Origin of the sequence: Aeromonas sp. 1805 (assembly GCF_013085525.1) — a bacterium.
Classification (GTDB): domain Bacteria; phylum Pseudomonadota; class Gammaproteobacteria; order Enterobacterales; family Aeromonadaceae; genus Aeromonas; species Aeromonas hydrophila.
The window spans coordinates 2,067,062-2,092,128 of record NZ_CP038515.1 but is presented as its reverse complement, the minus strand read 5'-3'; the positions used below and the strand labels follow the sequence as shown (position 1 = coordinate 2,092,128).

The 25,067-nt window shown below is 63.1% G+C and carries 25 protein-coding genes; 18 read left to right on the top strand and 7 right to left on the bottom strand.

Going from position 1 to position 25,067, the window contains the following annotated elements; translation table 11 throughout:
* Window positions 1-16 precede the first annotated feature (16 nt).
* Window positions 17-493: a glycine zipper 2TM domain-containing protein gene (locus E5E96_RS09975; protein ID WP_005308463.1), complete on the top strand. Its 477-nt coding sequence runs from the start codon at window positions 17-19 to the stop codon at window positions 491-493.
* A 65-nt stretch (window positions 494-558) separates the two neighbouring features.
* Here the strand turns inward: E5E96_RS09975 and E5E96_RS09970 are convergent, their stop codons facing one another.
* The 3 genes from E5E96_RS09970 to E5E96_RS09960 form a co-directional block, all read right to left on the bottom strand.
* Window positions 559-2,538 (bottom strand): bifunctional 2',3'-cyclic-nucleotide 2'-phosphodiesterase/3'-nucleotidase, encoded by a 1,980-nt coding sequence (locus tag E5E96_RS09970; RefSeq protein ID WP_029301886.1) that lies wholly within the window; start codon window positions 2,536-2,538, stop codon window positions 559-561.
* A gap of 127 nt (window positions 2,539-2,665) precedes the next feature.
* A complete protein-coding gene (gene lysE / locus E5E96_RS09965) occupies window positions 2,666-3,286 on the bottom strand; it encodes an L-lysine exporter (RefSeq protein ID WP_011704530.1) in 621 nt (206 codons plus the stop codon).
* Between the two features lie 213 nt (window positions 3,287-3,499).
* The gene (locus tag E5E96_RS09960; RefSeq protein WP_005315931.1) at window positions 3,500-4,282 is read right to left on the bottom strand and encodes a LuxR family transcriptional regulator; all 783 of its coding nucleotides are present in this window, start codon (window positions 4,280-4,282) and stop codon (window positions 3,500-3,502) included.
* 62 nt (window positions 4,283-4,344) lie between these two features.
* Between E5E96_RS09960 and E5E96_RS09955 the strand changes: the two genes are divergently transcribed.
* From E5E96_RS09955 to E5E96_RS09905, 11 genes are all read left to right on the top strand, one after another.
* On the top strand, window positions 4,345-4,968 hold the full coding sequence (locus E5E96_RS09955) for an acyl-homoserine-lactone synthase (protein ID WP_011704528.1): 624 nt from the start codon (window positions 4,345-4,347) through the stop codon (window positions 4,966-4,968).
* A gap of 267 nt (window positions 4,969-5,235) precedes the next feature.
* Window positions 5,236-6,135 (top strand): LysR family transcriptional regulator ArgP, encoded by a 900-nt coding sequence (locus E5E96_RS09950; RefSeq protein WP_171282059.1) that lies wholly within the window; start codon window positions 5,236-5,238, stop codon window positions 6,133-6,135.
* A 100-nt stretch (window positions 6,136-6,235) separates the two neighbouring features.
* The gene (locus E5E96_RS09945) at window positions 6,236-8,257 is read left to right on the top strand and encodes an exoribonuclease II (protein WP_171282058.1); all 2,022 of its coding nucleotides are present in this window, start codon (window positions 6,236-6,238) and stop codon (window positions 8,255-8,257) included.
* Between the two features lie 187 nt (window positions 8,258-8,444).
* Window positions 8,445-9,038 (top strand): TetR/AcrR family transcriptional regulator, encoded by a 594-nt coding sequence (locus tag E5E96_RS09940; RefSeq protein ID WP_171282057.1) that lies wholly within the window; start codon window positions 8,445-8,447, stop codon window positions 9,036-9,038.
* A gap of 21 nt (window positions 9,039-9,059) precedes the next feature.
* Window positions 9,060-10,106: a DUF418 domain-containing protein gene (locus E5E96_RS09935; RefSeq protein ID WP_171282056.1), complete on the top strand. Its 1,047-nt coding sequence runs from the start codon at window positions 9,060-9,062 to the stop codon at window positions 10,104-10,106.
* A 454-nt stretch (window positions 10,107-10,560) separates the two neighbouring features.
* On the top strand, window positions 10,561-12,483 hold the full coding sequence (locus E5E96_RS09930) for a PTS mannitol transporter subunit IICBA (RefSeq protein ID WP_016349321.1): 1,923 nt from the start codon (window positions 10,561-10,563) through the stop codon (window positions 12,481-12,483).
* Window positions 12,484-12,520: 37 nt separating this feature from the next.
* The gene (locus E5E96_RS09925; RefSeq protein WP_016349320.1) at window positions 12,521-13,666 is read left to right on the top strand and encodes a mannitol-1-phosphate 5-dehydrogenase; all 1,146 of its coding nucleotides are present in this window, start codon (window positions 12,521-12,523) and stop codon (window positions 13,664-13,666) included.
* A 108-nt stretch (window positions 13,667-13,774) separates the two neighbouring features.
* A complete protein-coding gene (locus tag E5E96_RS09920) occupies window positions 13,775-14,296 on the top strand; it encodes an MltR family transcriptional regulator (RefSeq protein WP_005308438.1) in 522 nt (173 codons plus the stop codon).
* A gap of 176 nt (window positions 14,297-14,472) precedes the next feature.
* Window positions 14,473-16,260 (top strand): sodium:proton antiporter, encoded by a 1,788-nt coding sequence (locus tag E5E96_RS09915; protein ID WP_171282055.1) that lies wholly within the window; start codon window positions 14,473-14,475, stop codon window positions 16,258-16,260.
* Entirely contained in the window at window positions 16,257-16,832 is a 576-nt protein-coding gene (locus E5E96_RS09910; RefSeq protein WP_171282054.1) for a DNA-J related domain-containing protein, read from the top strand. Before E5E96_RS09915 ends, E5E96_RS09910 begins: the two co-directional genes overlap by 4 nt.
* 63 nt (window positions 16,833-16,895) lie before the next feature.
* Window positions 16,896-17,144, top strand: coding sequence for a hypothetical protein (locus E5E96_RS09905; protein ID WP_011704519.1), 249 nt, complete (start codon window positions 16,896-16,898; stop codon window positions 17,142-17,144).
* Window positions 17,145-17,186: 42 nt separating this feature from the next.
* Here E5E96_RS09905 and E5E96_RS09900 read toward each other — a convergent pair whose 3' ends face one another.
* Together E5E96_RS09900 and zntB are read right to left on the bottom strand one after the other, a co-directional pair.
* Window positions 17,187-17,705, bottom strand: coding sequence for a mechanosensitive ion channel domain-containing protein (locus E5E96_RS09900; RefSeq protein WP_043162330.1), 519 nt, complete (start codon window positions 17,703-17,705; stop codon window positions 17,187-17,189).
* Window positions 17,706-17,714: 9 nt separating this feature from the next.
* Window positions 17,715-18,707, bottom strand: a complete 993-nt coding sequence (gene zntB, locus E5E96_RS09895; protein WP_039215076.1) for a zinc transporter ZntB — start codon at window positions 18,705-18,707, stop codon at window positions 17,715-17,717.
* 105 nt (window positions 18,708-18,812) lie between these two features.
* Here zntB and E5E96_RS09890 point away from each other — a divergent pair, with 105 nt between their 5' ends.
* The 4 genes from E5E96_RS09890 to E5E96_RS09875 all read left to right on the top strand — a co-directional run bounded on the left by E5E96_RS09890 (window position 18,813) and on the right by E5E96_RS09875 (window position 20,852).
* Window positions 18,813-19,265: a YaiI/YqxD family protein gene (locus E5E96_RS09890; RefSeq protein ID WP_011704516.1), complete on the top strand. Its 453-nt coding sequence runs from the start codon at window positions 18,813-18,815 to the stop codon at window positions 19,263-19,265.
* Between the two features lie 121 nt (window positions 19,266-19,386).
* The gene (locus tag E5E96_RS09885; protein WP_011704515.1) at window positions 19,387-19,656 is read left to right on the top strand and encodes a PepSY domain-containing protein; all 270 of its coding nucleotides are present in this window, start codon (window positions 19,387-19,389) and stop codon (window positions 19,654-19,656) included.
* Between the two features lie 48 nt (window positions 19,657-19,704).
* Window positions 19,705-20,259 (top strand): cytochrome b/b6 domain-containing protein, encoded by a 555-nt coding sequence (locus E5E96_RS09880; RefSeq protein WP_171282053.1) that lies wholly within the window; start codon window positions 19,705-19,707, stop codon window positions 20,257-20,259.
* Window positions 20,260-20,351: 92 nt separating this feature from the next.
* Window positions 20,352-20,852: a metal-dependent hydrolase gene (locus tag E5E96_RS09875; RefSeq protein ID WP_039215114.1), complete on the top strand. Its 501-nt coding sequence runs from the start codon at window positions 20,352-20,354 to the stop codon at window positions 20,850-20,852.
* 92 nt (window positions 20,853-20,944) lie between these two features.
* On the opposite strand, the gene E5E96_RS09870 is transcribed toward E5E96_RS09875, so the two are convergent.
* Window positions 20,945-22,150: a NupC/NupG family nucleoside CNT transporter gene (locus E5E96_RS09870; RefSeq protein ID WP_016349310.1), complete on the bottom strand. Its 1,206-nt coding sequence runs from the start codon at window positions 22,148-22,150 to the stop codon at window positions 20,945-20,947.
* Between the two features lie 564 nt (window positions 22,151-22,714).
* On the opposite strand from E5E96_RS09870, the gene dbpA reads away from it, so the two are divergent.
* Both dbpA and E5E96_RS09860 read left to right on the top strand, forming a co-directional pair.
* The gene (dbpA, locus tag E5E96_RS09865) at window positions 22,715-24,091 is read left to right on the top strand and encodes an ATP-dependent RNA helicase DbpA (protein WP_011704511.1); all 1,377 of its coding nucleotides are present in this window, start codon (window positions 22,715-22,717) and stop codon (window positions 24,089-24,091) included.
* A gap of 72 nt (window positions 24,092-24,163) precedes the next feature.
* Window positions 24,164-24,454 carry a YkgJ family cysteine cluster protein gene (locus tag E5E96_RS09860; RefSeq protein WP_016349308.1) on the top strand — a complete coding sequence of 97 codons (291 nt, stop codon included), beginning with the start codon at window positions 24,164-24,166 and terminating at the stop codon, window positions 24,452-24,454.
* A 30-nt stretch (window positions 24,455-24,484) separates the two neighbouring features.
* On the opposite strand, the gene E5E96_RS09855 is transcribed toward E5E96_RS09860, so the two are convergent.
* Window positions 24,485-24,880, bottom strand: a complete 396-nt coding sequence (locus E5E96_RS09855; protein ID WP_024943653.1) for a hypothetical protein — start codon at window positions 24,878-24,880, stop codon at window positions 24,485-24,487.
* Window positions 24,881-25,067: the final 187 nt, after the last annotated feature.

The window sequence follows — 25,067 nt, the reverse complement described above, 5'->3', positions numbered from 1 at the left end:
GCCCAGGAGGCCCATCATGTTGAAACGCATTACCCTCATCGCCCTGTTGGCCACCACCACCGCCACCACCCTCAGCGGCTGTGCCAACAGCGACGTCTACTCCGGTGACGTCTACACCAAGGATCGCGCCAAGCAGGTACAGACCGTCAGCTACGGCACCATCCTCTCCACCCGCCCGGTCAAGATCCAGGCCGATGAGAACTCACTGATCGGCACCATCGGCGGCGCCGTGGTCGGCGGCCTGCTCGGCAGCACCATTGGCGGCGGGCGCGGCAGCGACATCGCCGCAGCCGGTGGCGCCATCGCGGGTGCGGCAGCGGGCAAGGCGGCCGGTGACAAGCTCAACCAGGTGGACGGCGTCGAACTCGAGATCAAGAAAGAGAACGGCGAATCCATCGTGGTGGTGCAAAAGGCCAGCCCCACCTTCGTACCGGGCGCCCGGGTCCGCATGACCCAGGGCAACGGCACCATCAACGTGGCCGTGGTCAACTAAGCCCTCCGCCCATGAAAAAGCCCTCGCACTGCGAGGGCTTTTTTTATTGCCATGTCGGCCGGGAATTACTGACGGATCAGCCGGAAGATGGCGTAGCCAGGGTGCTGGGCGTCATCCATCGGCAGGGTGGACTTGTACTCCAGATCCGCACCGGCCAGCTGTTTGGCCTCCTCGCGGGGCGAGGAGTAGAGCCGCACGTCCACGTTGGCAGGCAGGGCCTTCATGTGCCAGTTGTTGTTGGCCGCCGGGCTGAAGCCGGCCGGGTTGTCGGCAGACTGGGCCTTCAGGTACTGGGCGATGATCTCGCGCGTCTCGAAGGGGTCTTCATGCACTATGTTGCTGCCGTCGATGCCCGGGAAGTGGCCGCCGCCGCTGGCGCGGTAGTTGTTGGTCACCACGTAGAACTTCTGGGCCGGATCGATGGGCTGGCCGTTGAAGGTGAGGCTGCTGATGCGCTGGCCGTCGCTGACCTTGGCCCCTTCCTTGTTGTAACGGGCCGGCTGGGTGATATCCACCTCGTAGTTGACCCCGTCGATCACGTCGAAGTTGTAGGTGGGGAACTTCTCGTTCACCAGCCACTGCACCTCGGTCTTGCCGGTGTCGATCTGGTTGAACTGGCCGGCACTCATCTCCAGCCACTCCTTGACGGTGGCCCCGTTCACCTCGACCACCTGCAGGGTGTTCGGATAGATGTAGAGGTCGGAGACGTTGCGCAGGGAGATGTCGCCCTGAGCCACGTAGGTGAAGTCATTGATGCCGTTGCGGCCGCCACGGAACGGCGCCGCCACCGACAGGATGGGGTAGGACTCCTTGAGCAGGCCGTCTTTTTGCAGCTGTTCGGCATGCTTGCGCTGGGCATCGCTCACCAGCTGCACCGAAGGATCATCCTGCACCAGGGCGAAGAAGCTGTGGATGGAGGAGGTGATCTTGCCGAGCGGCTCATCCAGCCACTGGTTGGTGGCGTCATGGTCGGCCTGTACCAGGTCCACCACCCGTTGATCCACCGCGCTGCCCTCGCTGGAGTCGATCTTGCGCAGGCTGGCCTGGCTCTGTTTCACCTGCCACTTGCCGTCCACCTGCTCCAGCTTGAGGTCGATGATGCCGAGGTGGTTGCCCCAGTAACCCGGCATCACGGTCGGAATGCCACTCAGGGTACCGGCCTTGTTGTCCACCTCCGGCAGATCCGGGAAGTCACCCGGGAAGTTCTTGTGGGCGTGGCCCAGCATCAGGGCATCCACCCCCTTCACCTTGGCCAGGTGCCAGGCGGAGTTCTCCATCATGGCCTCGTAGCTGCTGGCGTTGATGCCGGTGTGGGCCACCACCACCACGATATCGGCGCCCTTGGCACGTAGCTCGGGCACATAGTGGTTGGCAGTCTCGACCATGTCGGCCACCACCACCTTGCCTTCCAGATGACGTTTGTCCCACTGCAGTACCTGCGGCGGGGTCAGCCCCAGGATACCGACCTTGACGGTCTGCAGCTGGCCCTTGTCATCCTTCACCTTGCGTTCCAGCAGCAGGTAGGGGGTGAACTTGTTGCCGCTCCAGTCTATTTGCCCCTTGGCATCGCGCTTGAAGGCGCCCGCCTCGAACACGTTGGCGTTCACATAGGGGAACTTGGCCCCCTGCAGGGTCTTGGTGAGGTAATCCAGCCCGTAGTTGAATTCGTGGTTGCCCAGGTTGCCGGCATCGTAGCCGAGCTCGTTCATCGCCTTGAACACCGGGTGGGCCTGCTTGTCGAGGTAACCGGCACCGGACTGCTCGAAGATGTAGTCCGCCAGCGGCGTGCCCTGGATCAGGTCGCCGTTGTCGAGCAGCAGGTTGTTGGGGTTTTCGGCGCGGGCCGCGCGGATCAGCAGCGCGGTGCGGGAGAGGCCAAACTTGCGATCTTCCTTGTTCTGGTAGTAGTCGTAGCCCAGCACGTTGGAGTGGATATCGGAGGTCTGGATCAGACGCAGGGCAACCTCACCCGGTTGCGCCTTGCTGTCGTTTTCATTGCTACAGGCAGATAACAGCACGATGGCTGCAATAGCACCCAGCTTCATGGTTTTATTCACTGTCTTGTCCCTTTTATTATGAGTGTCGCTTTACCAGCGACGGGAATTTAACAGACGAATATGTCAGCGCATGAAGCCGGGATTAATTTTTATGAGGTGCGGCACAAAAATAGCCTTATGACGCCAGCAGAGCCCCGCTCGCCAGCTGCAACGCCAGCCCCAACATGATGAAACCAACAATAGTATCAATAGCTTGCTGAACCCTGCCGCGAGCGAGCCAGGGCGAGAGGGCGGCCGCCCCGAACGCCAGGCTGTAGAACCAGACCAGCGAGGCCAGCATGGCCCCCGCCGCAAAGGCCGGCCGCAACTCTTCGGCAAACTGGCTGCCGAAGGAGCCGAGCAACATCAGGGTATCCAGATAGACGTGGGGATTGAGCAGGGTCACCCCGAGCGTCATGGCCAGCACGCTCTTGACCCCCATCAACTGGGGCGAGTCCGCCAGCTTGGCCCCCTGCCCGCGCCAGGCACTGCGCAGGGAACGGATACCGAACCAGCCGAGAAACAGCACGCCGCCCCAGGTCAGCAGGGCCAGGCCGATCGGGCTGGCCGCCAGCAGGTTGGCCCCGCCAAACACCCCGATGCCGATCAGCACGAGATCGCACAGGCAGCAGAGGGTCGCCGTCAGCAGATGGTGGTTGCGGTGGATGCCCCGACTCAGCACGAAGGCATTCTGGGCACCGATGGGAATGATCATGGCAAGGCCGAGGGTGAAGCCTTGCAGGGTGGTAGCAAACATGGATGAACCGTCCAGCAGAGTGATTGGACGGCACTATAAGGGGGGCAGTTCTATTTAGAGAAATTCATTGATCTGCTGAGCCATTGGTTTTGCTAATGACTGCAGGGCAGGCATAACCCCTTCGGGGCAGAAGGGCCGCCATTCGGCCATGACTGTCAATTGCAGGATCTGACAATTGTTAGCCAATCACTCTGCCCCGAGAATCATCGGGTTTTATTGCATCAGCTTGGGGAAGTTGGTGACCACGACCTGCTCGAGATTGGGCAGCAAAATGCCACTGCTCACCCCCTTGGCGATGGCCTGGTAGCGATTCATCGACCCCGTTTTACGGGTGACCTGATTGAGGTGGTAGTTCACGGTTCGCTCCGTGATCCCCAGGATGCAGGCGATTTCACCCGACGTTTTCCCTTCACTGGCCCAGAACAGGCATTCGGTCTCCCGGTCAGTCAGGGCCTCCTGAGGGTCATCTTCCCGCAGACTGACCCGCACAATCCGGATCGCCGCCTCGAAGATGTAGTTGGACATCCAGGAGAGGATGGGCGAGGACTCCAGCAGCAGATCGCTCGATGCCCGCTCGGCGGTGATGAACGACAGTATGCCGTTCTCCCCTGCCGCACCGTGCAACGGGAACGAAATTCCGTTGCGCAGCCCGAACTCCGCCGCCAACCCCATCACGTCAAGACTGCCCTCTTGCAGAAAACGCGCCCGCTCATCCAGCCGGTTCCAGTAAATGGGCAAGGTCTGCTTGCGGGCCAATTGAATGATGGGATCACAGGCCAGCATATGGTTGGCCGTGTAGGCCTGCACCCAGGAGTCTGGGCACTGGTTGAACAGCACCACCTTGGGTCTTTGCATCGACATGGGAATGATCAGCGCAAACCGGTAGTAGTCGTAACCCATACCGAGCGTGAACCGACCGATCAACTCGGCCAAACGATCCCCGTCCGTTACCGAAGTGAAATGTTCGAGGTACTCAAGCAGTTGGTCTTGTTTCATATGCTAGCCCCCCTGGCCAGGGCCTCGATTATAGCGCCGAACACTGAAATGGAGACATCTGAATGCTTGTTTTCAAAGGAAAATTAAAAGAACACCCCAGATGGGAGGTAGAAAACGAGCTTTATCGCTTTCGCAATCGCGTCTTCTCCGATCGCCTTGGCTGGGATGTGGAATCCCACCGTGGTCTGGAGCAGGACAGTTTCGATACCCCTGATACCCACTGGGTGCTGATCGAAGACGAGGAAGGCCTGTGCGGCTGCATCCGTCTGCTCAGCTGTGCGCAGGATTACATGCTGCCCAGCATCTTCCCCACCGCCCTCGCCGGCGAAGCCCCGCCACGCAGCAACGACGTGTGGGAGCTGACCCGCCTCGCCATCGATGCCGAACGGGCTCCCCGGCTCGGCAACGGCATCAGCGAACTGACCTGCATCATCTTCCGCGAGGTCTATGCCTTCGCCAAGGCGCAGGGGATCCGCGAGCTGGTTGCCGTGGTCAGCCTGCCGGTGGAGCGGATCTTCCGCCGTCTCGGCCTGCCCATCGAACGGCTCGGTCACCGCCAGGCGGTGGATCTGGGCGCCGTGCGCGGGGTCGGGATCCGCTTCCATCTGGATGAGCGTTTCGCTCGTGCCGTCGGCCAGCCCCTGCAGGGTGCCTATGACGAGGCGCGCGAACTGGTCACCGAATAAAGGCGACACAAAAAAATCCCGGGGTAAGACCCGGGATTAAAAGTTCTCGCTATGGCCCGTTTCCACCCCATGCAAAAACGGACGCAAAAGAGTATCTCTTGAATACCTTTTGACCACCACTGTCACATCTCACAGTGACAAAGCCGCTTTGACCCCACAGCCCTTGTCACGCCTGGTCTGCCGACATTTTCAGCGATCCCCGGTTGTTCTCCCGCCACCACTTGAGTAGCATCCCTTCTCAATTCCCTCTGTTGATAAGGCATGCTGATGAAGGCGTTGGATTACAAGCTGCTGCTGGCGCTGGATGCGGTGATGCAGGAGCAGAACTTCGAGCGAGCCGCCCAGCGCCTGCACATCACCCAGTCCGCCATCTCCCAACGCATCAAGCAGCTGGAGCAGCAGTTTGCCGAGCCGCTGCTGATCCGCGGCCAACCGCTGCAGGCCACCGCGCTCGGGCAGAAGCTGCTGGCCCACTACCGTCAGGTGCGCCAGCTGGAGCTGGAACTGGCCAGCGAACTCTCCCCCGCCGAGCCGCAGGCGCCAATCCGGGTCAGCATCGCCGTCAACGCCGACAGCCTGGCTACCTGGTTTCTGCCAGCCCTGGCCCCGCTGCTGGAGCAGCACCCCATCGAGCTGAATTTGCTGGTGGATGACGAGAGCCGCACTCTGGATCGGGTACGCGAGGGGCAGGCGTTCGGCGCCGTCAGCCTGCACGGCCAGCCGCTGGCCGGCTGCTGCGTCGATGAGCTCGGCGAGATGCGCTACCTGCTCACCGCCAGCCCCGCCTTCGTCGCCCGTCACTTCCCGCAGGGGCTGACCCTGGCCGCGCTGGCCAAGGCGCCGGCGGTGGCCTTCGATCAGCGCGACGACATGCATGTCAGCTACATGGCCCGCCACTTCGGGCTGGAGCCCGGCGGCTACCCCTGCCACACGGTGCGCTCGTCCGAGGCCTTCGTCGCCATGGCCGAACAGGGGCTGGCCTGCTGCCTGATCCCGGAATTGCAGATCCGCCGCCAGCTGGCGGAGGGCAGCCTGCTCGATCTCAGCCCGGACCAGCATCTGGTCGAACGGCTCTACTGGCACCGCTGGGTGCTGGAACGGGGGCTGCACAAGCAGATATCCCAGCGCCTGATCGAGCAGGGTCGCCGGGCACTGCAACCCGGCTGAACCGGCCATTCACCTTGGCTTTGGAGGGGTAAAAACGTATAGTGCTGGGCGATCCGTCATCAGGTCTCCACCCAGGTTTTCCACTTCAGGTTCCTCACTTATGTTCCAAGACAATCCGCTGCTGGCCCAGCTCAAGCAACAAATCCGCGAAAACATCCCCAAGAAAGAGGGTGTGATCCGCGCCTCTGATCGGGGCTTCGGCTTCCTGGAGGTCGATGAGAAGACCAGCTATTTCGTGCCGCCTCCCTACATGAAGAAGGTGATGCACGGTGACCGGGTGAGCGCCCTGATCCGTACCGAAAAAGAGAAGGAAGTGGCCGAGCCGGATGCCCTGCTGGAGCAGTCCGTCACCCGTTTCGTGGCCCGCGTCAAGATGTTCCGCGACCGCCTCAACGTGGTCGCCGATCACCCGCTGATCAAGGATGCCATCAAGGCCCGCGTCAAGAAGGGGCTGGACGAGAAAGAGTTCAAGGAAGGGGACTGGGTGGTTGCCACCCTCAAGCGTCACGCCCTGGTGGACGGCAACTTCTCTGCCGAGATCACCCAGAAGATCGCCTCGCAGGACGATCACAACGTGCCCTGGTGGGTGGTGCTGGCTCGCCACAACCTGGCCCAGGTCGAGCCGGCGGATCTGCCGGAGTGGAAGGTGATCGAAGAGGAAGAGCTGCCGCGCACCGATCTGACCGCGACCCCCTTCTTCACCATCGACGGCGCCAAGACCAAGGACATGGACGATGCCCTGGCCATCCGCAAGCTGGACAACGGCTGGGAGCTGCTGGTGGCCATCGCCGACCCGACCGCCTACGTGGCCGAGGGCAGCGAGCTGGACAAGGAAGCCGCCCAGCGCGCTTTCACCGTCTACATGCCGGGCCGCAACGTGCCGATGATCCCGCGCACCCTCTCCGACGAGCTCTGCTCCCTGAAAGAGGGCGAGGAGCGCAACACCCTGTGCGCCCGTCTGCGCATCGCCGAGGACGGCCTGCTGCTGGAGGAGACCGAGTTCTTCGCTGCCCGCATCAGCTCCCACGCCCGTCTCACCTATGACGACGTCTCCGACTGGGCCGAACACGGCAAACAGCTGGATATCGACGCCGGCGTGCTGGCCCAGCTGCCGCTGATGAAGGCGATGACCGAGGCGCGCATTGCCTGGCGCACCGAACATGCCCTGGTGTTCCCGGATCGCCCCGACTACGACTTCGAGCTGGGCGAGAACGGCGAAGTGCTGGCCATCCACGTCGAGCCGCGCCGCATCGCCAACCGCATGGTAGAAGAGTCGATGATCGCCGCCAACATCTGCGCAGGCCGCGTGCTCGGCAAGCAGGTCGGCTACGGCATCTTCAACGTCCACACCGGCTTTGACGAAGAGTCTCTCGACGGCGCCATCGATCTGCTGAAGAGCGCCGAGGCCCCATTCGAGAAAGAAGAGATCGCCAGCCTCACCGGTTTCTGCGCCCTGCGCCGCTGGATCGACAACCTCGACACCCGCTGGCTGGACGGCAAGATCCGCCGCTTCCAGAGCTATGCGCTGATGTCCGCCGAGCCGGGTGCCCACTATGGCCTGGGGCTGGATGCCTACGCCACCTGGACCTCCCCGATCCGCAAGTACGGCGACATGGTCAACCATCGCCTGCTGAAAGCCGTCATCGCCGGCAAGACCCCGGGCGAGCGCCCGAGCCTGGAGCTCACCGAGCACCTGACCGCCTGCCGCCGTCTGCACCGCATGGTGGAGCGCGACATCGGCGACTGGCTCTATGTCCGCTACCTCAAGGCCGATGCCGGCACCGACAAGGTGTTCAACGCCGAGATCATCGACGTGATGCGCGCCGGCCTCAAGCTGCGTCTGCGCGAGAACGGCGCCGTGGTGTTCATGCCCGCCCGCCATATCCTCGACAACAAGGATCGGCTGGAGTGCAACTGGGACAACGGCCGCGTCTATCTGGACAAGACCGAGGTGGTCTACGAGCTCGGCCAGATCATCGAGGTCAAGCTGACCGAAGCGGTGGAAGAGACCCGTTCCCTCATCGCCAAGCCGGCGGTGGAGCTGGTGCCGGGCCCGGCGCCGGTCGCCCCCACCAGCGAGGCCGATGCCGCGCCTACCGACGAGGCCCCCAAGGCCGAATAAGCCAGGCCTCCCCAGCTTGCAAAAGCCCGCACCCTGCGGGCTTTTTTATTGGGCCATGCCACCCGCCGAGTCCGCCGTTCACTTTTTGTACGCCCCGAGCTTGCCAGTTGCTCGTTACGGGCATAGAGTGAACCTATAAATGAACGAACGTTCGCTCATGATAAATTTTCAGGCAAGAGGCATCCCCATGACCACCAACAACCTGCGGCTGGAGCAGCGGCGCGAACAGATCATCCAGGCGGCGCTCGGCTGCTTCATCGAGCGGGGCTTCCACCAGACCGGCATGCGCGACATCGCCGCCGCCGCCGGGGTGAGCCTCGGCAACCTCTACAACCACTTCGCCCGCAAGGAGGAGCTGATCGCCCTGATCGCCTCGCTGGAGGCGGCCGAGCTGCAACCCCTGCTGGATGAGCTGGTCCAGGGGCCGGCCAGGGCAGCGCTGGCCCGCTTCGCAGCCGGCTACCTCGCCTGGTCGCTGACCCCGGAGAACCTGCTGCTCGGCACCGAGATCCTGGCCGAGCTGACCCGCCATCCGGAGATGGCCACCACCTTCGCCAGCAACCAGCGCCAGCTGTGCGATGCCCTGACGGCGACGGTGCGCCGTGGCCAGCAGGCGGGGGAGCTGGCTGCACACCTGCAACCGGATCTCACCGCCCAGCTGTTGCTGGACGCACTGGAGGGACAGGCGGTGCGCCACGCCCTGGCCCTGCATCCAGAGCAGGCACCGGTCGAGCAAAGGTTGCCGTCCCTGCTGGACCAGCTGCTCGGCCCGGCCTGCTGATCACCCCAAGGAGTCACCACCATGACGACCCCGCACAATCGACTGGAAGGATTGGATCTGGCCCGTGCCATGGCGCTTATCGGCATGGTGCTGGTGAACTTTCGCATCGCCATGGGGGTATTGGCGGGGGGGCCGACCTGGCTCAAACCCCTGCTGGATGCACTGGAGGGACGCTCCGCCGCCAGCTTCGTGGTGCTGGCCGGCATCGGGCTGGGGCTGTCGACCCGCAAGCTGGCGTGGTCGGCGGCCATGACCCACACCGCCAGGCGGGCCCTGTTCCTGCTGATCGTGGGGCTGCTCAACTACCTGGTGTTTCCGGCCGACATCATCCACTACTACGCCGTCTACTTTCTGCTGGGGGCCTGCTGTCTCCGGCTTCCCTCCCCCTGGCTGCTGGCCCTGATCCCGCTGCTGGCGGCAAGCTTCGTCGGCCTGCTGTTCCTGCTCGATTACGATCGGGGCTGGCAGTGGCACAGCTTCAGCTATCCCGAGTTCTGGACCCTGGCCGGCTTCATCCGCAATCTACTGTTCAACGGCTGGCACCCGGTGGTGCCCTGGCTGGGCTTTCTGCTCTACGGCCTCTGGCTGAGCCGCCAATCTCTGGCCAATCCGGTCACCCAGCGCTGGCTGCTGGCCGGCGGGGTGAGTGCCATGGCGCTGGCCAAGGGGCTGTCACTCTGGTTGCCGACCCTCTTGCCGGCCCCCGAGCTGGCGCCACTGCTGGCGACCCAGCCCATTCCCCCGGCGCCGCTCTACCTGCTGTTCGGCATGGGTGCGGCCAGCACTCTGATCGCGCTCTGTCTCTGGCTGGGACGCGCCCTGCCCGAGGCTCGCTGGTGGCGAGTGTGGCTGCCGGTCGGCCGGCAGACCCTGACCCTCTATCTGGCCCACATCATGCTCGGCATGGGCGTGCTGGAAGCGCTGGGCTGGCTGCAGGGGCAGGATCTGCCCGAGGTGGTGCTGGCCGCCGCCCTCTTCGCCCTGGCGGCGCTGCTGTTTGCCAATCTCTGGAATATGCGCTTCGAGCGAGGCCCGCTGGAGTGGCTGATGCGTCGCCTCTGCGGCTGAAGGAGATCATGAAAAACTGAAAGTGGGTTACAAAATAATTGATTCATTGGTTACTTGAATATGGATTCAACCAATCCATCGTCATCACCCTCAGTTTTCAGGTCAGGTGAGTTGCTCCATTTGAATACAAATAATGGAAATGAGAAACAGATCACATTGACATCGGGTTTGCGCAAACAACAAAAGGTGACATCTATCACATAAAAGTGATACTGGCGGCAACAAAGATCGAAATGTAGCCGAAATACAGAGAGTGAATGTGATCGACATCACTATGAAGGGAGGGGGGTGGTCGGGGTATTTGAGAGCTGCGTCACAAGACACCCCGTTTTCAGCCTAATTTGATCACAAGCTGGTAGATTGAAGTTGCTTAGACGACAGGGATGGCGGTTCGGCAAAACCGGCCAGCCCGACTACCACTTTTAATCAAACAGGCTTAAAACGGGGTCCCGACATGTTATCACCGGATACCAAAGTCAAGATACAGAATTTTGGACGCTTCCTGTCCAATATGGTCATGCCCAACATAGGCGCCTTCATCGCCTGGGGCTTTATTACCGCCCTCTTCATCCCCACCGGCTGGCTGCCAAGCGAAACCTTGGCCAAACTGGTCGGTCCCATGATCACCTACCTGCTGCCGCTGCTGATTGGCTATACCGGCGGCAAGCTGATGGGGGGTGAGCGCGGCGGCGTGGTCGGTGCCATCACCACCATGGGCGTCATCGTGGGGACCGACATTCCCATGTTCATGGGCGCCATGATGGTCGGCCCGCTCGGTGGCTGGGCCATCAAGCGTTTCGACAAGGCGATGGAAGGTCGCGTCAAGAGCGGCTTCGAGATGCTGGTCAACAACTTCTCCGCCGGCCTCATCGGCATGCTGCTGGCGATCCTCGCCTTCTTCGTGATCGGCCCCTTCGTCAAGGTGCTCTCCGGCGTACTGGCCGGTGGCGTCGGCTTCCTGGTGGACAACAACCTGCTGCCGCTCACCTCCATCTTCGTTGAGCCGGCCAAGATCCTGTTCCTCAACAACGCCATCAACCACGGCATCTTCTCGCCGCTGGGGATCCAGCAGGCCACCGAGCACGGCCGCTCCATCTTCTTCCTGATTGAAGCGAACCCGGGCCCGGGCATGGGCGTGCTGCTGGCCTACATGGTGTTCGGTCGCGGCGCCGCCAAGCAATCTGCAGCCGGTGCCTCCATCATTCACTTCTTCGGCGGCATCCACGAGATCTACTTCCCGTACGTGCTGATGAATCCGCGCCTCATCCTGGCGGTGATCGCCGGCGGCATGACCGGAGTGTTCACCCTGACCCTGTTCAACGCAGGTCTGGTCTCCCCCGCCTCACCGGGTTCCATCTTCGCCGTGCTGTTGATGACACCGAAAGCCTCCCTCATCGGGGTGCTGCTCTCCATCGTCGCCTCCACCACCGTCTCCTTCCTGGTCGCCGCCGTGTTCGTGCGTGCCCAGCAGCCGGAAGCCGACGAGGCCGATGCCCTCGGTGAAGCCACCCGCAAGATGAAAGCCATGAAGGGTGCCAAGCCCGAGACCGCAGCGGCCAAGAAGCCGGGCGGTGAACTGATGGCGGTGCGCAACATCGTCGTCGCCTGCGATGCGGGCATGGGCTCCAGCGCCATGGGCGCCGGCCTGCTGCGCAAGCGGGTGCAGGCCGCCGGTCTCGACATCAGTGTCACCAACCGCGCCATCGATCAGCTCGACGATCAGGTGGACTGGGTCATCACCCACAAGGATCTGACCGAGCGGGCCCGTCGCCACGCGCCGCACGCCCACCACATCTCGCTCACCAACTTCCTCGACAACGGTCTCTATCAGGAGCTGGTACAGAGCCTGACCCAGGCCGCCAACGATGACGTCGCCAACCCGCAGCTGCTGGTGGCCGCCAACGACGACAGCTACGAGCCGCAGGCCGCCGAAGTGTTCACTCTGAGCCGTCATGACGTGCACCTGGGGCTCAAGGCCGACAACAAGGAGGCCGCCATCCGGGCTGCCGGCAAGCTGCTGGCGGAGCGGGGCTACGTGGCGCCCGACTACGTCAACGCCATGCTGGAGCGCGAACAGCTGGTCTCCACCTACCTAGGCGAATCCATCGCCGTGCCACACGGCACCATCGCCGCCAAGGAGTTTGTGAAGCGCACCGGCATCGTCATCTGCCAATACCCGGCCGGGGTCGCCTTCGGCGAGGCGGCCGATGAAGTGGCGCGGCTGGTGATCGGCATCGCCGCCCGCAACGACGAACACATGCAGGTGATAACCCGCCTGACCAATGCACTGGACGAACCCGGCCTCATCGACCGGCTGGCCAGCACTCAGGATCCCCAGGAATTCCTGGATCTGCTGGGTGCCGAACAGGCTGCCTGATCGTCCTTCATCGTCTTTGGTTCAAGAGGTTAATATCATGAAAACATTGCATTTTGGTGCCGGCAACATCGGTCGCGGCTTCATCGGCAAACTGCTGGCTGACGCCAGCCACCAGGTCACTTTCGCCGACGTCAACGAGACCCTGATCGACCAGCTCAACCACCGCCAGGAGTACAAGGTGCACGTGGTGGGAGCGGATCAGAAGCTGGACGTGGTGCGCAACGTGGCGGCGGTCAGCTCCGCCGGCCACGAGGTGATCGCCCGCATCATCACCGCCGATCTGGTCACCACCGCGGTCGGCCCCAACATTCTGGACAAGATTGCCAGCACCCTGGCCAAGGGGCTGCAGGCCCGCTTCGATGCCGGCAACCTGACGCCGCTCAACGTCATCGCCTGCGAGAACATGGTGCGCGGCACCAGCCATCTCAAGCAGGAGGTACTCAAGTACCTGCCGGTCGCGTATCATGCCACCCTCGACGCCTGCATCGGCTTCGTCGACTCGGCGGTGGACCGCATCGTTCCACCGGCGGCGGCCAACGATGATCCGCTGGAAGTGACGGTGGAGAGCTTCAGCGAGTGGATCGTCGACCAGACCCAGTTCAAGGGCGAGCTGCCGCAGGTGGCGGGCATGGAGCCCACCGACAACCTGATGGCCTTCGTCGAGCGCAAGCTGTTCACCCTCAACACCGGCCACATCGTCACCGCCTACCTCGGCAAGCTGAGGGGCTATCGCACCATCCGCGAGGCGATCGAGGATCCGCTGATCCGCAGCAAGGTGCGCCGCGCCATGGAGGAGAGCGGCGCCGTGCTGGTACAACGCTACGGTTTCGACCCGCGCCTGCACGCTGCCTACATCGAGAAGATCCTGGCCCGCTTCGCCAACCCCTATCTGGTGGACGAGATTGACCGGGTCGGCCGTCAGCCGCTGCGCAAGCTGGCGGCGGGAGATCGGCTGGTGAAGCCATTGCTCGGTACCCTGGAGTACGGCCTGCCCAGCGATCACCTGCAGGAGGGGATCGCCGCGGCGCTGCACTATCGCAACGCCGATGACCCGCAGGCGGTTGAGCTGCAACAGCTGCTGGCGGAGCTGGGCCCGGCCCAGGCTCTGGCTCGCATCACCGGCCTGGCTGCCGACAGCGACATCGTCAGCGCCATCGTCACCCGTTATGGCAATTTGAAGTGACCTAATGAGGCGCCGCCGGCCCACCAAGGCCAGTCACCAAAGCGCCTCATACGATAAAAACCGGGAGAGAGGCCCACTCTCTCCCTGTCAGCTGGACCCAATGCACTTATGACCACACACCAGGAAGATGAAGTACTGGAGCGACTGAACGAGCAAGATGGCCCTCGCGGCTTCTTTCTCGAGGTCGTGACCATCCTGGAAGAGGCGGTCGACTCTCTGATGCGACGCGCGTTCCGTCAGGAGGAGTATGCCGTCAAATACGCCATCGAACCCTTGCTCAACCAGAGCGGCCCTCTCGGCCAGCTGGAGGTGCGCCTCAAGCTCATCTTCGCCCTCGGCCTCATCTCCCTCGAACGCTATCAGGATCTCGAGGCTTACCTGAAGATCCGCGATTTCCTGGTGCGCGACCCCAAGGATTACCGCTTCAGCGACAAGCCGATCCGCGATCTGCTGGCTCGCCTGCACGGCGTCAGCCAGGGCGGCATGATGCCGCAGGAGGCCCCCGCCAACGAGGAGGACTGGCCCTTCTACCAGATGCAGCTGAACCGGCTCGATCAGGTGGTGCGCTCGGCGCTGGTGCTGGCGGTGGCCGACTGTGTCACCGAACTCCACAAAGAGAGCCCCATCTAATCCGGCTGGTGGCCGCAGTCAGCGGCCACACCCCGCCCCTCTCCCGCGGCCATGCCCCCGTGACGCCCGCTGTCGTGCGATCCGCTTCCCCTCTTGTTCCCGCCGCCGGCTGGTGTCAATCTGACCATCTTCCCCACTACACTTCCTCCAGGTTCATCGCCTTAATCGAGGTCTGCATGATTGCTCTCTCCCTGGCCGGGATCGCCCTGGTCTCAGTGCTGGCCCAGTGGCTGGCCTGGTCGCTGCGGGTGCCCGCCATCCTGTTTCTGCTGCTCACCGGCCTGCTGCTGGGCCCGGTCAGCGGCCTGCTCGACCCCGACGCCCTGCTCGGCGACCTGCTGTTTCCGCTGGTCTCCCTGTCGGTCGCCATCATCCTGTTCGAGGGGGCGCTCACTCTGCACCTGGCCGAGCTGAAAGGGATCGGCAAGGTAGTGCGCAACCTCTGCTCGGTGGGCATGCTGGCCAGCTTCGCCGTCATCGGCAGCGCCGGTTACTTCCTGCTGGGGCTGGACTGGCGGGTCGCCATGGTGCTCGGTGCCGTGCTGGTGGTGACCGGTCCCACCGTGGTCGCCCCCATGCTCAACGTGATCCGCCCGACCCGGGAGGTAGACCGCATCCTGCGCTGGGAAGGGATCGTCATCGATCCCATCGGCGCCCTGTTTGCGGTGCTGGTGTTCGAGGCGGTGCGCCTTGGCAGTCAGGGGGATCTCATCGGCCACACCCTGCTGGCGCTGGCCAAGACGGTGGGAGTGGGCTCGCTCATCGGGGTCGGTGCCGGCTGGCTCACCACCCTGCTGATCCGCAAGGACTGGCTGCCGGTCAGCCTGCACAAGTTCGGGGTGCTGGCGCTGGTGCTGGTCACCTTCAGCCTCTCCAACTGGCTCAGCCACGAATCCGGCCTGCTGGCGGTCACCGTGTTCGGCATCTGGCTCGCCAATCAGGAGGGGCTGGATCTGGAGGAGGTGCTGGCCTTCAAGGAGGATCTCGCCGTCATCCTCATCTCCTCCCTGTTCATCCTGCTGGCGGCCCGCCTCGATCTGGCCCAGCTCTGGCAGCTCGGCCCCATGGTGCTGGCGCTGCTGTGCGTGGTGCAGTTCGTGGCGCGCCCGCTCTGTATCCTGGTCTCCACCTGGGGATCGGATCTCTCCTGGCGAGCCCGCGCCCTGCTCGGCTGGATTGCGCCGCGCGGCATAGTCGCGGCGGCGGTCAGCGCCTCGTTCGCCATCAGCCTGCACCAGGCCGGCATTCCCGATGCCGACAAGCTGGTGCCTCTGGTGTTTGCGGTGATCATCTCCACCGTGGTGCTGCAGAGCCTCACCTCGGCGCCGCTGGCCGGCCTGCTCAAGATGCGCCAGAGCGCCCCCAACACCTGGCTCATCATCGGGGCCAACTCGGTGGCGCGGGCCATCGGCCGGGCCCTGGCGGATCAGGGGGTGCCGGTCCAGCTCTGCGATCCGGCCTGGGAGTTCTGCCGTCAGGCACGGATGAGCAACCTGCCCTGCTACTTCGGCAACCCGCAATCCGAACACGCCGAACTGCACCTGCCGCTCACCAGCATCAGCACCGTGCTGGCGCTCTCCCCCAACCGCCACAACAACGCCCTCGGCGTGCTGCACTTCGCCCACCTTTACGGCGAGGAGAAAGTCTACTCCCTGCGCTCCAGCGAGCAGCACGGCAAGGCCAATCGGGAGAGCGCCACCTTTCGCGCCCGCCAGAACCTGTTCGGTCCCGACATCAACTACGCCCGGTTGAGCGGCCTGCTGAGCCGGGGCGGCCAGATCAAGGCGACCCGGCTGAGCGAGGCGTTCGACTGGACCCAGTACCAGGAGGCCAACCCGGGCGCCATCCCGCTGTTCGTGCTGGACGGCAAGGGGCGGACCCGCATCGTCACCGGCCCCGTCGAGCCACTGGCCGGGGAGCTGCTGATCGCCCTGCAGCCGCCGAAGGAGACGGCCGTCCCATGAGCGAGACCCGGCCCAACCCGCTGTTGGCTCCACTGCTGACACTGCTGCGACAGGCAAGCGGCAGCTACAAGGTGCACGAGCTGCTGGCCGAGCTGCGCCGCCAGGAGGTCATCCCGCCCCTGCCGGGGGATGAGCAGCTGCAGCTGTTTCGGCTCAACTTCCTCATCATGAACGCCCTCTACCAGCTGCAGGCCGAGCTTCATGGCGAAGGGTGGTGGTTGGTGATCAGCACCCTGGATATCCGGCTCGAACCGCTCGCCACTCGCGAGGGGGGAAGCGCCCTCGCCCGGGGCGAGGCGCTGCGCAGTTACTACCTCGACTGGCAGGTGTTCTGGCAGACCGATCGGGAGGAGGTGGAGGCGCTGCTTGGCAGCTTCTGGCGGGCCTGTGAGCGGGATGAACACAGGGCCGAGGCGCTGACCCTGTTCGCCCTGCCGACCGGAGCGGGGCCCGATGTCATCCGCCGCCGCTGGCGGGAGCTGGCGCTGCAACACCACCCGGATCGCGGGGGCGATGCCGACACCTTCATCCGCCTGCGCTGGGCCTGGGAGTACCTCAAATCGGCCAAATGAGCCGGCCGACCCCGACCGCAGCCACTAGACTTGAAGTGGCATCAAGCGTCACGGGAGGATGTCATGACAGTCAGCGAACTTCGCCAGCTCTATCAGCAACAAGCCTTCAAGGAAGCCGAGATCCTGCAGGACGCCATCCTGCCCGGCTGGATCGTGGAGTTCAGGGGTCAGGACGGCAAGCTGTACGAGATGACCGACACCCTGGGCTGCCCCCGCTACTTCGGCTCGGTCGAGGAGGCCCGCCAGCACGTGCACCTGGTGGCGGATTGCCCGATCCAGGTCGAGCACCTCTACCGCTTCTTCGAACGCTGAGAGATCGGCAGGCTCAAAAAAGGCTCCCACGGGAGCCTTTTCTCATTCCGGTTGCAGGGGTTCCGCCCCCTTGCCCTCCAGCCGCCTGACCGGCTTTTGCAGGATCAGGTTGGCCGGATAGGTGACCAGATCGCCGTTGTCATCGCGCACCCGCACGTAGAAGAGGCCGATCTCGGTGATGACCCCGGTGACCGAATCATCCTTGTCGAGGATCCGGATCCGGTCGCCAATCTTGTAGGGGAAGGCGAAGAAGATGGTGATGCTGGCGGTGATGTTGGAGAGGATAGACCACTGCGCCACCATGGCGACGCCCAGCACCGCGAAGAAGGAGGAGGCCAGCACCACCAGCCGCGAGAAGTCGAGTCCCCACACCCCGGCCAGGATCAGCAGGGTGGCGCAGCCGAGCAGGAAGTGGAACACGTGCTCCACGTAGAGCACCCGGTTCTCGCTCACCTGCCGGGTCTGCGCCAGCGCCAGCAGGCTCTTGTGAATGAGCCCGCGAATGAGGGTGTGGCCCAGCAGCAACAGCAGGGTCACGCCAAAAGATTCCCATGTTGTCATGTCTGCTCCTTACCACCAGCGCCGATGTTTGAGCCAGACCGCCAGCCCGGTCGCCAGCGCCACCAGGGAGCCGCAGAAGATCCAGAAGGCGGTCGGGCTCTCGGCCCCGGGAATGCCCCCCAGGTTGATGCCGAACAGGCCGGTCAGGAAACTGGCGGGCAGGAACAGCAGCGCCATCACCGACATCTGGTAGGCGCGGCGATTGGTCGCCTCCGCCATCAGGTTGTTGATCTCGTCCGCCAGCACGGCGGTGCGCGCCACCCCGGCATCCAGATCGTCCAGCCAGCGCCGCAGCCGATCGGCGATGTCCAGCAGACGCCGGCGGTCATCTTCATCCAGCCAGCTGATCTTCTCGTTGGCGAGGCGCGCCACCAGATCCCGCTGGGGCGAGAGGTAGCGGCGGATCATGATGAGCTGTTTGCGGATCAGCGCCAGCCTGCCGTTGGCGGGCAGGTCGCGCATCAGCACCATCTCCTCCAGATCCAGGATCTGGTCGTGCAGCTCCTCGACGAACTCCCCGGCCCGGTCGGTCAGGGCGTCACAGATCTCCACCAGCCAGTCGGCCGGGGTATCGGCGCCGCCCCCCAGCTTGAGCTGGTTGAACACATCCTGCTCCGACAGCAGCGGCCGGCGCCGGCTGCTGATGATGAGATCCGGGGTGATGTAGATGCGCAGCGCCACCATCTCTTCCGGTCTGTGGTCCTTGTTGTGGTTGATGCCGCGCAGGATCAGCAGCACCGTCTCCCCCATCCGGACCAGCTTGGGGCGATTGCTCTGGCCGAGCAGCGACTCGCGCGCCGCATCATTAAGCAGCGGGGTCTGCAGCAGCCAGCGCGCCGCCTCCGGATTGCCGTAGTCCAAATGCAGCCAGCCCGGCTGATCAGCCGGTATCTCGCTGCCCGCCACCAGTGGCTGCATGCCACCCCTGCCATCCAGGGTCAGGCCATAAATTACGTCACTGGGCACCCGATCCATCTGCTCGTCCTTTTCGCTCATGTTCATCGGCCCAGCTTACACCAAAGCCGGGCCCGACTCAGCCCCGGGGCAGTCGCCCCGCGCCGGCCGTGTTAAGATGCACCACTCGTTTCAGACACAGGAAGCCCTGCCATGCCCATCTGGGTTGATGCCGATGCCTGCCCCATTCCGGTCAAGGAGATCCTTTACCGCGCCGCCCACCGTGCCCAGGTGGTGACCACGCTAGTGGCCAATCAGGGGCTGCGGGTGCCCCCTTCCCCCTTCATCAAGACCCAGCAGGTGGAGAAGGGCTTCGATGTGGCAGATCATGTCATCGCCCAGCAGGTCAAACCCGGCGATCTGGTGATCACCGGCGACATCCCGCTCGCCTCCTGGGTGATCGATGCCGGCGGCGAGGCGCTCAATCCCCGCGGCGAGATCTACACCCGCGAGACCATCAAGGCGCGGCTCGGCATGCGCAACTTCATGGAGGAGCTGCGCTCGGCCGGGGTGCAGACCGGCGGCCCGGCCCCCCTCAACGCGGCCGACAAGCAGCGCTTCGCCAACGCCCTCGACAAGTGGCTCATCCGGGGCAAGCTGAGTTGATTACCCCCTCCCCGGTATCCAGCCGGGGATATTCATTCCTACCTCCTTGTGCTTAATTTTTCCTTAAGTTTGGTGCCCTAACCTTGTGGCTGTTGACCCCACCACCCGCAAGGAGCAAGCAATGAAACTGACCCCCCTGTTGTTACTGATCCCCCTGTTGAGCGGCGCAGCCCTGGCCGATCCCCAATGTACCCAGGCCGACAAGAGCAAGTGGATGAGCGAAGCCGACGCCCAGCAGCAGATCAAGGCGATGGGCTACGACATCAAGAAGTTCAAGGTCACCAAGACCAACTGCTACGAGATTTACGGTTGGGACAAGGAGAAGCGCAAGGTCGAGATCTACTTCGACCCGACCGACCTGAAGAAAGTGAAAGAAGAGATCGACGAATAATCCGGCCATGGGCCGGTCTCCTGCCGGCCCTTTCTATGGAGCCACACCATGACAACCTCTGAAGTGAAAGTCTGGGATCCCCTCATCCGGGTGTTTCACTGGGCCACCGTCACCCTCTGCCTGCTCAACTTCTTCGTGCTGGAAGAGGGCAGCAAGCCCCACAAATATGCCGGCTACACAGTGGGCATCCTGCTGATCATCCGCCTGCTGTGGGGGCTGGTCGGTCCCCATTACGCCCGCTTCGGCCAGTGGTGGCCGACCCCGGCCCGGGTGCGCTACTACCTGCGCCAGCTGGCCCAGGGCCGTCACCCCTACTACCTCGGCCACAACCCGGTCGGCGCCCTGATGATCTGGCTGCTGCTGCTGTCGCTGGTCGGCACCGTCGTCACCGGCTGGCTCACCACCTGGGATGCCTTCTGGGGCGAAGACTGGCTGGAGGAGCTGCACGGCATCATTGCCAACACCCTGATGGCTGCCGTCGGCGTCCATGCGGCCGTGGTGATCCTGACCGATCGCCTCACCCGCAGCGACCTGGTGCGCGCCATGGTGCTGGGCAAAAAACGGGTGCCCGCCGACGCCAAGGTGGAAGATCCGCGCAGTTAATGACCGGGCTGCCCATCGGGCCCCGGTTTTTTGCTGCAATGGCCCGCGACACTGGTAAGATGCGCCGCCATTTTCCCCATGTCGTAGCCATCATGACCGCCCAAGGGCACCTGCTCTTCTCCGTTACCTGCACCCTGCTCGCCCACAAACTCCAGCTGACGCCGGCCCTGGCCGACGCCAGCCTGTGGCACACCATTCCTGCCGCGCTGGCCAGCGCCCTGCTGCCGGACCTCGACCACCCCAAGTCAGTGCTGGGGCAGCGCCTGCCCTGGATCTCCAAACCCTTGTCGCGGCTGTTCGGCCATCGCGGCTTCACCCACAGCCTGCTGGCGGTGGCCGCCGCCATCTGGGGGCTGGATCAAAGCCTGGCTCCCGCCCTGCTGCCCACCGGCGTCAAGGATGCCCTTATCATCGGTTACCTCAGCCACCTGCTGGGAGACTGGCTCACCCCGGCCGGCATTCCGCTGCTGTGGCCCAGCAAGCGCCGCTACCGGCTGCCGGGCTGGCCGCTCAAAAGCGGCGGCGCCGTCGAGACCGGCTTTTGCACCCTCACTCTGCTGGCCGCCGGTTACTGGGCCCACTGGCCAGGCTAGCGGTCCGTCAGGCCAGCTGCCGCCTGCTGTTGCCCAAAAAAACAAACCCCTGCCGAGGCAGGGGTTTGTCATGGTGAGAGCGGGTGGCGGTATTACAGCATCACACCGGCAATCACGGCGGAGAGCAGGCTCACCAGGGTGGAGCCGTACACCAGCTTCAGACCGAAGCGGGAGACCATGTTGCCCTTCTCTTCGTTCAGCGCCTTCACCGCACCGGCGATGATGCCGATGGAGCTGAAGTTGGCGAACGACACCATGAAGATGGAGAGGATGCCGATGGTGCGCGGAGAGAGCTGGGCCGCGATCTTGCCCAGATCCATCATGGCCACGAACTCGTTGGTCACCAGCTTGGTCGCCATGATGGAGCCAGCTTGCAGCGCCTCACCACTCGGGATGCCCAGGATCCAGGCGATCGGGTAGAAGAGGTAGCCCATGACGAACTGGAAGTTGACGCCGAATGCCATCTCGAACAGGTAGTTGATCAGGGCAATCAGGGCGATGAAGCCGACCAGCATGGCACCCACGATGACCGCTACGGTGAAACCGGCCATGATGTACTCGCCCAGCATCTCGAAGAAGTTCTCTTTCTTCGGGCTGTGGTGCTCGTCACCTTCGGCCAGCGCCTTGGCGTCGGTCACGGTGTTGTCCGGCTCGTAGGGGTTGATCAGCGACAGTACGATGAAGGTGCTGAACATGTTGAGCACCAGCGCGGCCACCACGTAGCGCGGCTCGATCAGCTGCATGTAGGCACCGACGATGGACATGGAGACGGTGGACATGGCAGTGGCGGCCAGGGTGTACATCTGCTTCTCGTTCAGGTGCGGCAGGATGTTCTTGAGCGCGATGAAGTTCTCGGACTGGCCGACGATCATGGAGCTGATGGCGTTGAAGGACTCCAGCTTGCCCATGCCGTTGATCTTGGCCAGCACGGTACCGATGCCGCGGATCACCAGCGGCAGCAGACGGATGTACTGCAGGATACCGATCAGCACGGAGATGAAGACGATGGGCATCAGCACCATCAGGAAGAAGGAGAAAGCCCCTTCATTGACCAGGCCGCCGAACACGAAGTCGGTACCCTGTTTGGCAAACTCCATCAACTTGGTGAAGCCGGCCGCGAAGCCTCCCACCACCGCCAGACCCACTTCGGAGTTCAGCATGAACCAGGCCAGCGCCAGTTCGACCACCAGCAGTTGGCCGATATAACGCAGTTTGATCTGTTTCCAGTTGTGGCGGTTGGCCAGCAAAGCAAGAGCGAGGACCATCACGAGTCCGAGCACAAAGTGAACGTATTCCATACCAGTAGCACCTGAGTAATTTATAATTTTTTGACCGGCGCCATCATAGACATTTGCATATTTAAAAATCAGATAGCCATCACAATCTGCGGTAAAAATATGCATGTTGGATAATACAAACGTTTTTAAATTAATTAAACGCTCACACAAGCATCTAATCAATGTTCAACAAACATAAAAATTATTAATAAACAGTAAGTTGAAAATAAACCACTCAGTCTGAAAGGGCTATTTTCACAGCTTTCTCACATTTATTTAAAACCTGGCGAATGGCGTCATAGCGGTGAGGTTAAATTTACGGCGAATTTATTTAATCAAATCAAAATGACAAACGTTTATCTTATTTGCGATGAATGGCCCGGCTTCTTTCAGCTAATTCCCGAAAGGCAGTGGGGTATTTTCAGACGAGCCGGACAACATGCCGCCACCGTTTTCCCCCGGCCGCAGCCCCGCCACCGTCGCCGTCCAGTCGTTCAAAAATCCGCCACACCCGGCAGCGCTTTCTGATACAATGCGCGCCCTTGCGCACGGCGCAGCCCGTTTTCTCCGATATAGAGTCTTTTTGTGAACAACGAATTTAGCAGCCTGAACCTCTCCCCCGCCCTGCAGGACAACCTCGCCAGCCTGGGTTATCTGCAGATGACCCCGATCCAGGCCCAGAGTCTGCCCCTGGTACTCGATGGCAAAGACCTGATCGCCAAGGCAAAAACCGGCAGCGGCAAGACCGCGGCCTTCGGCCTCGGCTTGCTTGCCAACCTCGATGTCAATCGGCTCGAGGTGCAGGCGCTGGTGCTCTGTCCGACTCGCGAGCTGGCCGATCAGGTTGCCACCGAGATCCGCCGTCTTGCCCGCACCCTGCCCAACGTCAAGCTGGTCACCCTGTGCGGCGGCACCCCGACCGCACCGCAATCCGCCACCCTGAGCTTTGGCGCCCACATCGCCGTCGGCACCCCGGGCCGGATCCTCAAGCACCTGGAGCAGGGCACCCTCGAGCTGGACGGCCTCAAGACGCTGGTGCTGGACGAAGCGGATCGCATGCTGGACATGGGCTTTGGCGAAGACATCAACCGGGTCATCAGCCACGCCCCGCGCGACCGGCAGACCTTGCTGTTCTCCGCCACCTATCCGGAGGGAATCGCCCAGATGAGCCGCGGCGTGCAGCGCAACCCAGTCGAGGTGAGCGTGGAGTCCCTGCACGAAGACAGCGCCATCGAACAGAAGCTGTATGAAGTGCCGGCCGGCCAGCGCCTCGACGCCCTCGGCTGGTTGCTCAGCCACTACCAGCCGAGCTCCTGCGTGGTGTTCTGCAACACCAAACGGGCCTGCAACGACGTAGCCGATCACCTGGCCGCCAAGGGCTTCTCGGCGCTGGCGCTGAACGGCGACCTGGAACAGCGCGAGCGGGATCAGGTGCTGGTGCGCTTCGCCAACGGCAGCGCCACCATCCTGGTGGCCACCGACGTGGCGGCCCGCGGTCTCGACATCAAGGAGCTGGGCGCCGTCATCAACTATGAGCTGACCTACGACCCCGAGGTGCACGTGCACCGCATCGGCCGTACCGGCCGCGCCGGTCAGCAGGGCCTGGCCCTGAGCCTCTACCAGCCGAACGAGGCCCAGCGCGTCAACTTCATCGAGGAGTACCAGCAGGCCCCCATTCCCCAGGGCGACCTGGCCGGGATCGGCCGCGACATCAAGCCAATTGCACCGCAGATGGTGACCCTCTCCATCGATGCGGGCCGCAAGAGCAAGGTGCGCGCCGGTGACATCCTCGGCGCCCTGACTGGCGAAGGCGGCATTGCCGGGGCCGATGTGGGCAAGATCCAGATTTCCGAGCAGTACTCCTACGTGGCGGTGAAGCGCCAGGTGGCCAGCGCCGCCCTCAAGCGGCTGCAGGAAGGCAAGATCAAGGGGCGCAGCTACCGCGCTCGCAAGCTGGGCTAAGGTTCACGACACAGGCGCCGGTTCGGCGCCTGTTTCATATTTATCCGTGCCCATGAGAACAAGGCAGATGCCATGACCCAGACAACCCGACCCGAAGTGAGCTGCCAGAACTGCGAAGCCTGCTGCTGCCGCCTCGAGGTGATGCTGTTTACCGATACCGGCGTACCGGATCGCTATGTGGAAGAGCGGGAAGGTGAAGTGCCGGTGATGCACCGACTGGAAGATGGCTGGTGCGCGGCGCTCGACCGCAACACCATGATGTGCCGCATCTACGAAGTTCGTCCCTTAATATGCCGTGAATTTGAAATGGGCGAGCCCGACTGCGTCGACGAGCGGGACAAGTGGTTTATCAAGCTCAACTGAGCTGCGGGTAATGATCAGCCTGCCGTGCCGTCAGACCAGCCCGGCCAGTTGCCGTTCCAGCCACTGCAGCGCCTCGTCGGTCTGCTCGAAGTAGCGGACGCCCTGAAACGGCAAACCGCTGAACACCTGATCCGCCAGATACTGCTTGAAGCTGCCCGCCAGCACCACCGCCAGAAAGGCGCAGCCGTTGCTGGCGCACCAGCCGAACTGGCGGCGAAAGCGGGCCAGCACCTCGGGGCCCGCCGCCTCGAACTCGGTCGCCACTTCGACAATGCCCCAGGGCGCGTCGCGCAGGCTGGCGATCTGCTGGCTGAACTGGGCCTCATAGGCCATGGCCCCCGCCAGATTGAAGGGGCCGCTCGGTCGGCAGATCAGCACCTGACCGCGTCGCTGCATCTCGAAATGGCCGTGTGGTTGCAACTTCACCTCTGCCTCCTTCCCTGGATTCTTCGTCGCGCAAGCACCCTTTGATGTTGCAACAAGGTAAGGATTTCTCTGCAAAAAGTCCATTCTGCCAGGCGCGAACCTGGAGGGACTGCGTCACCGGTTGACCCACTGGCGGCCTGCTCAGCACGCCCTTGCCCACCGCATCGACCAGCCCTCATGTTCTGTT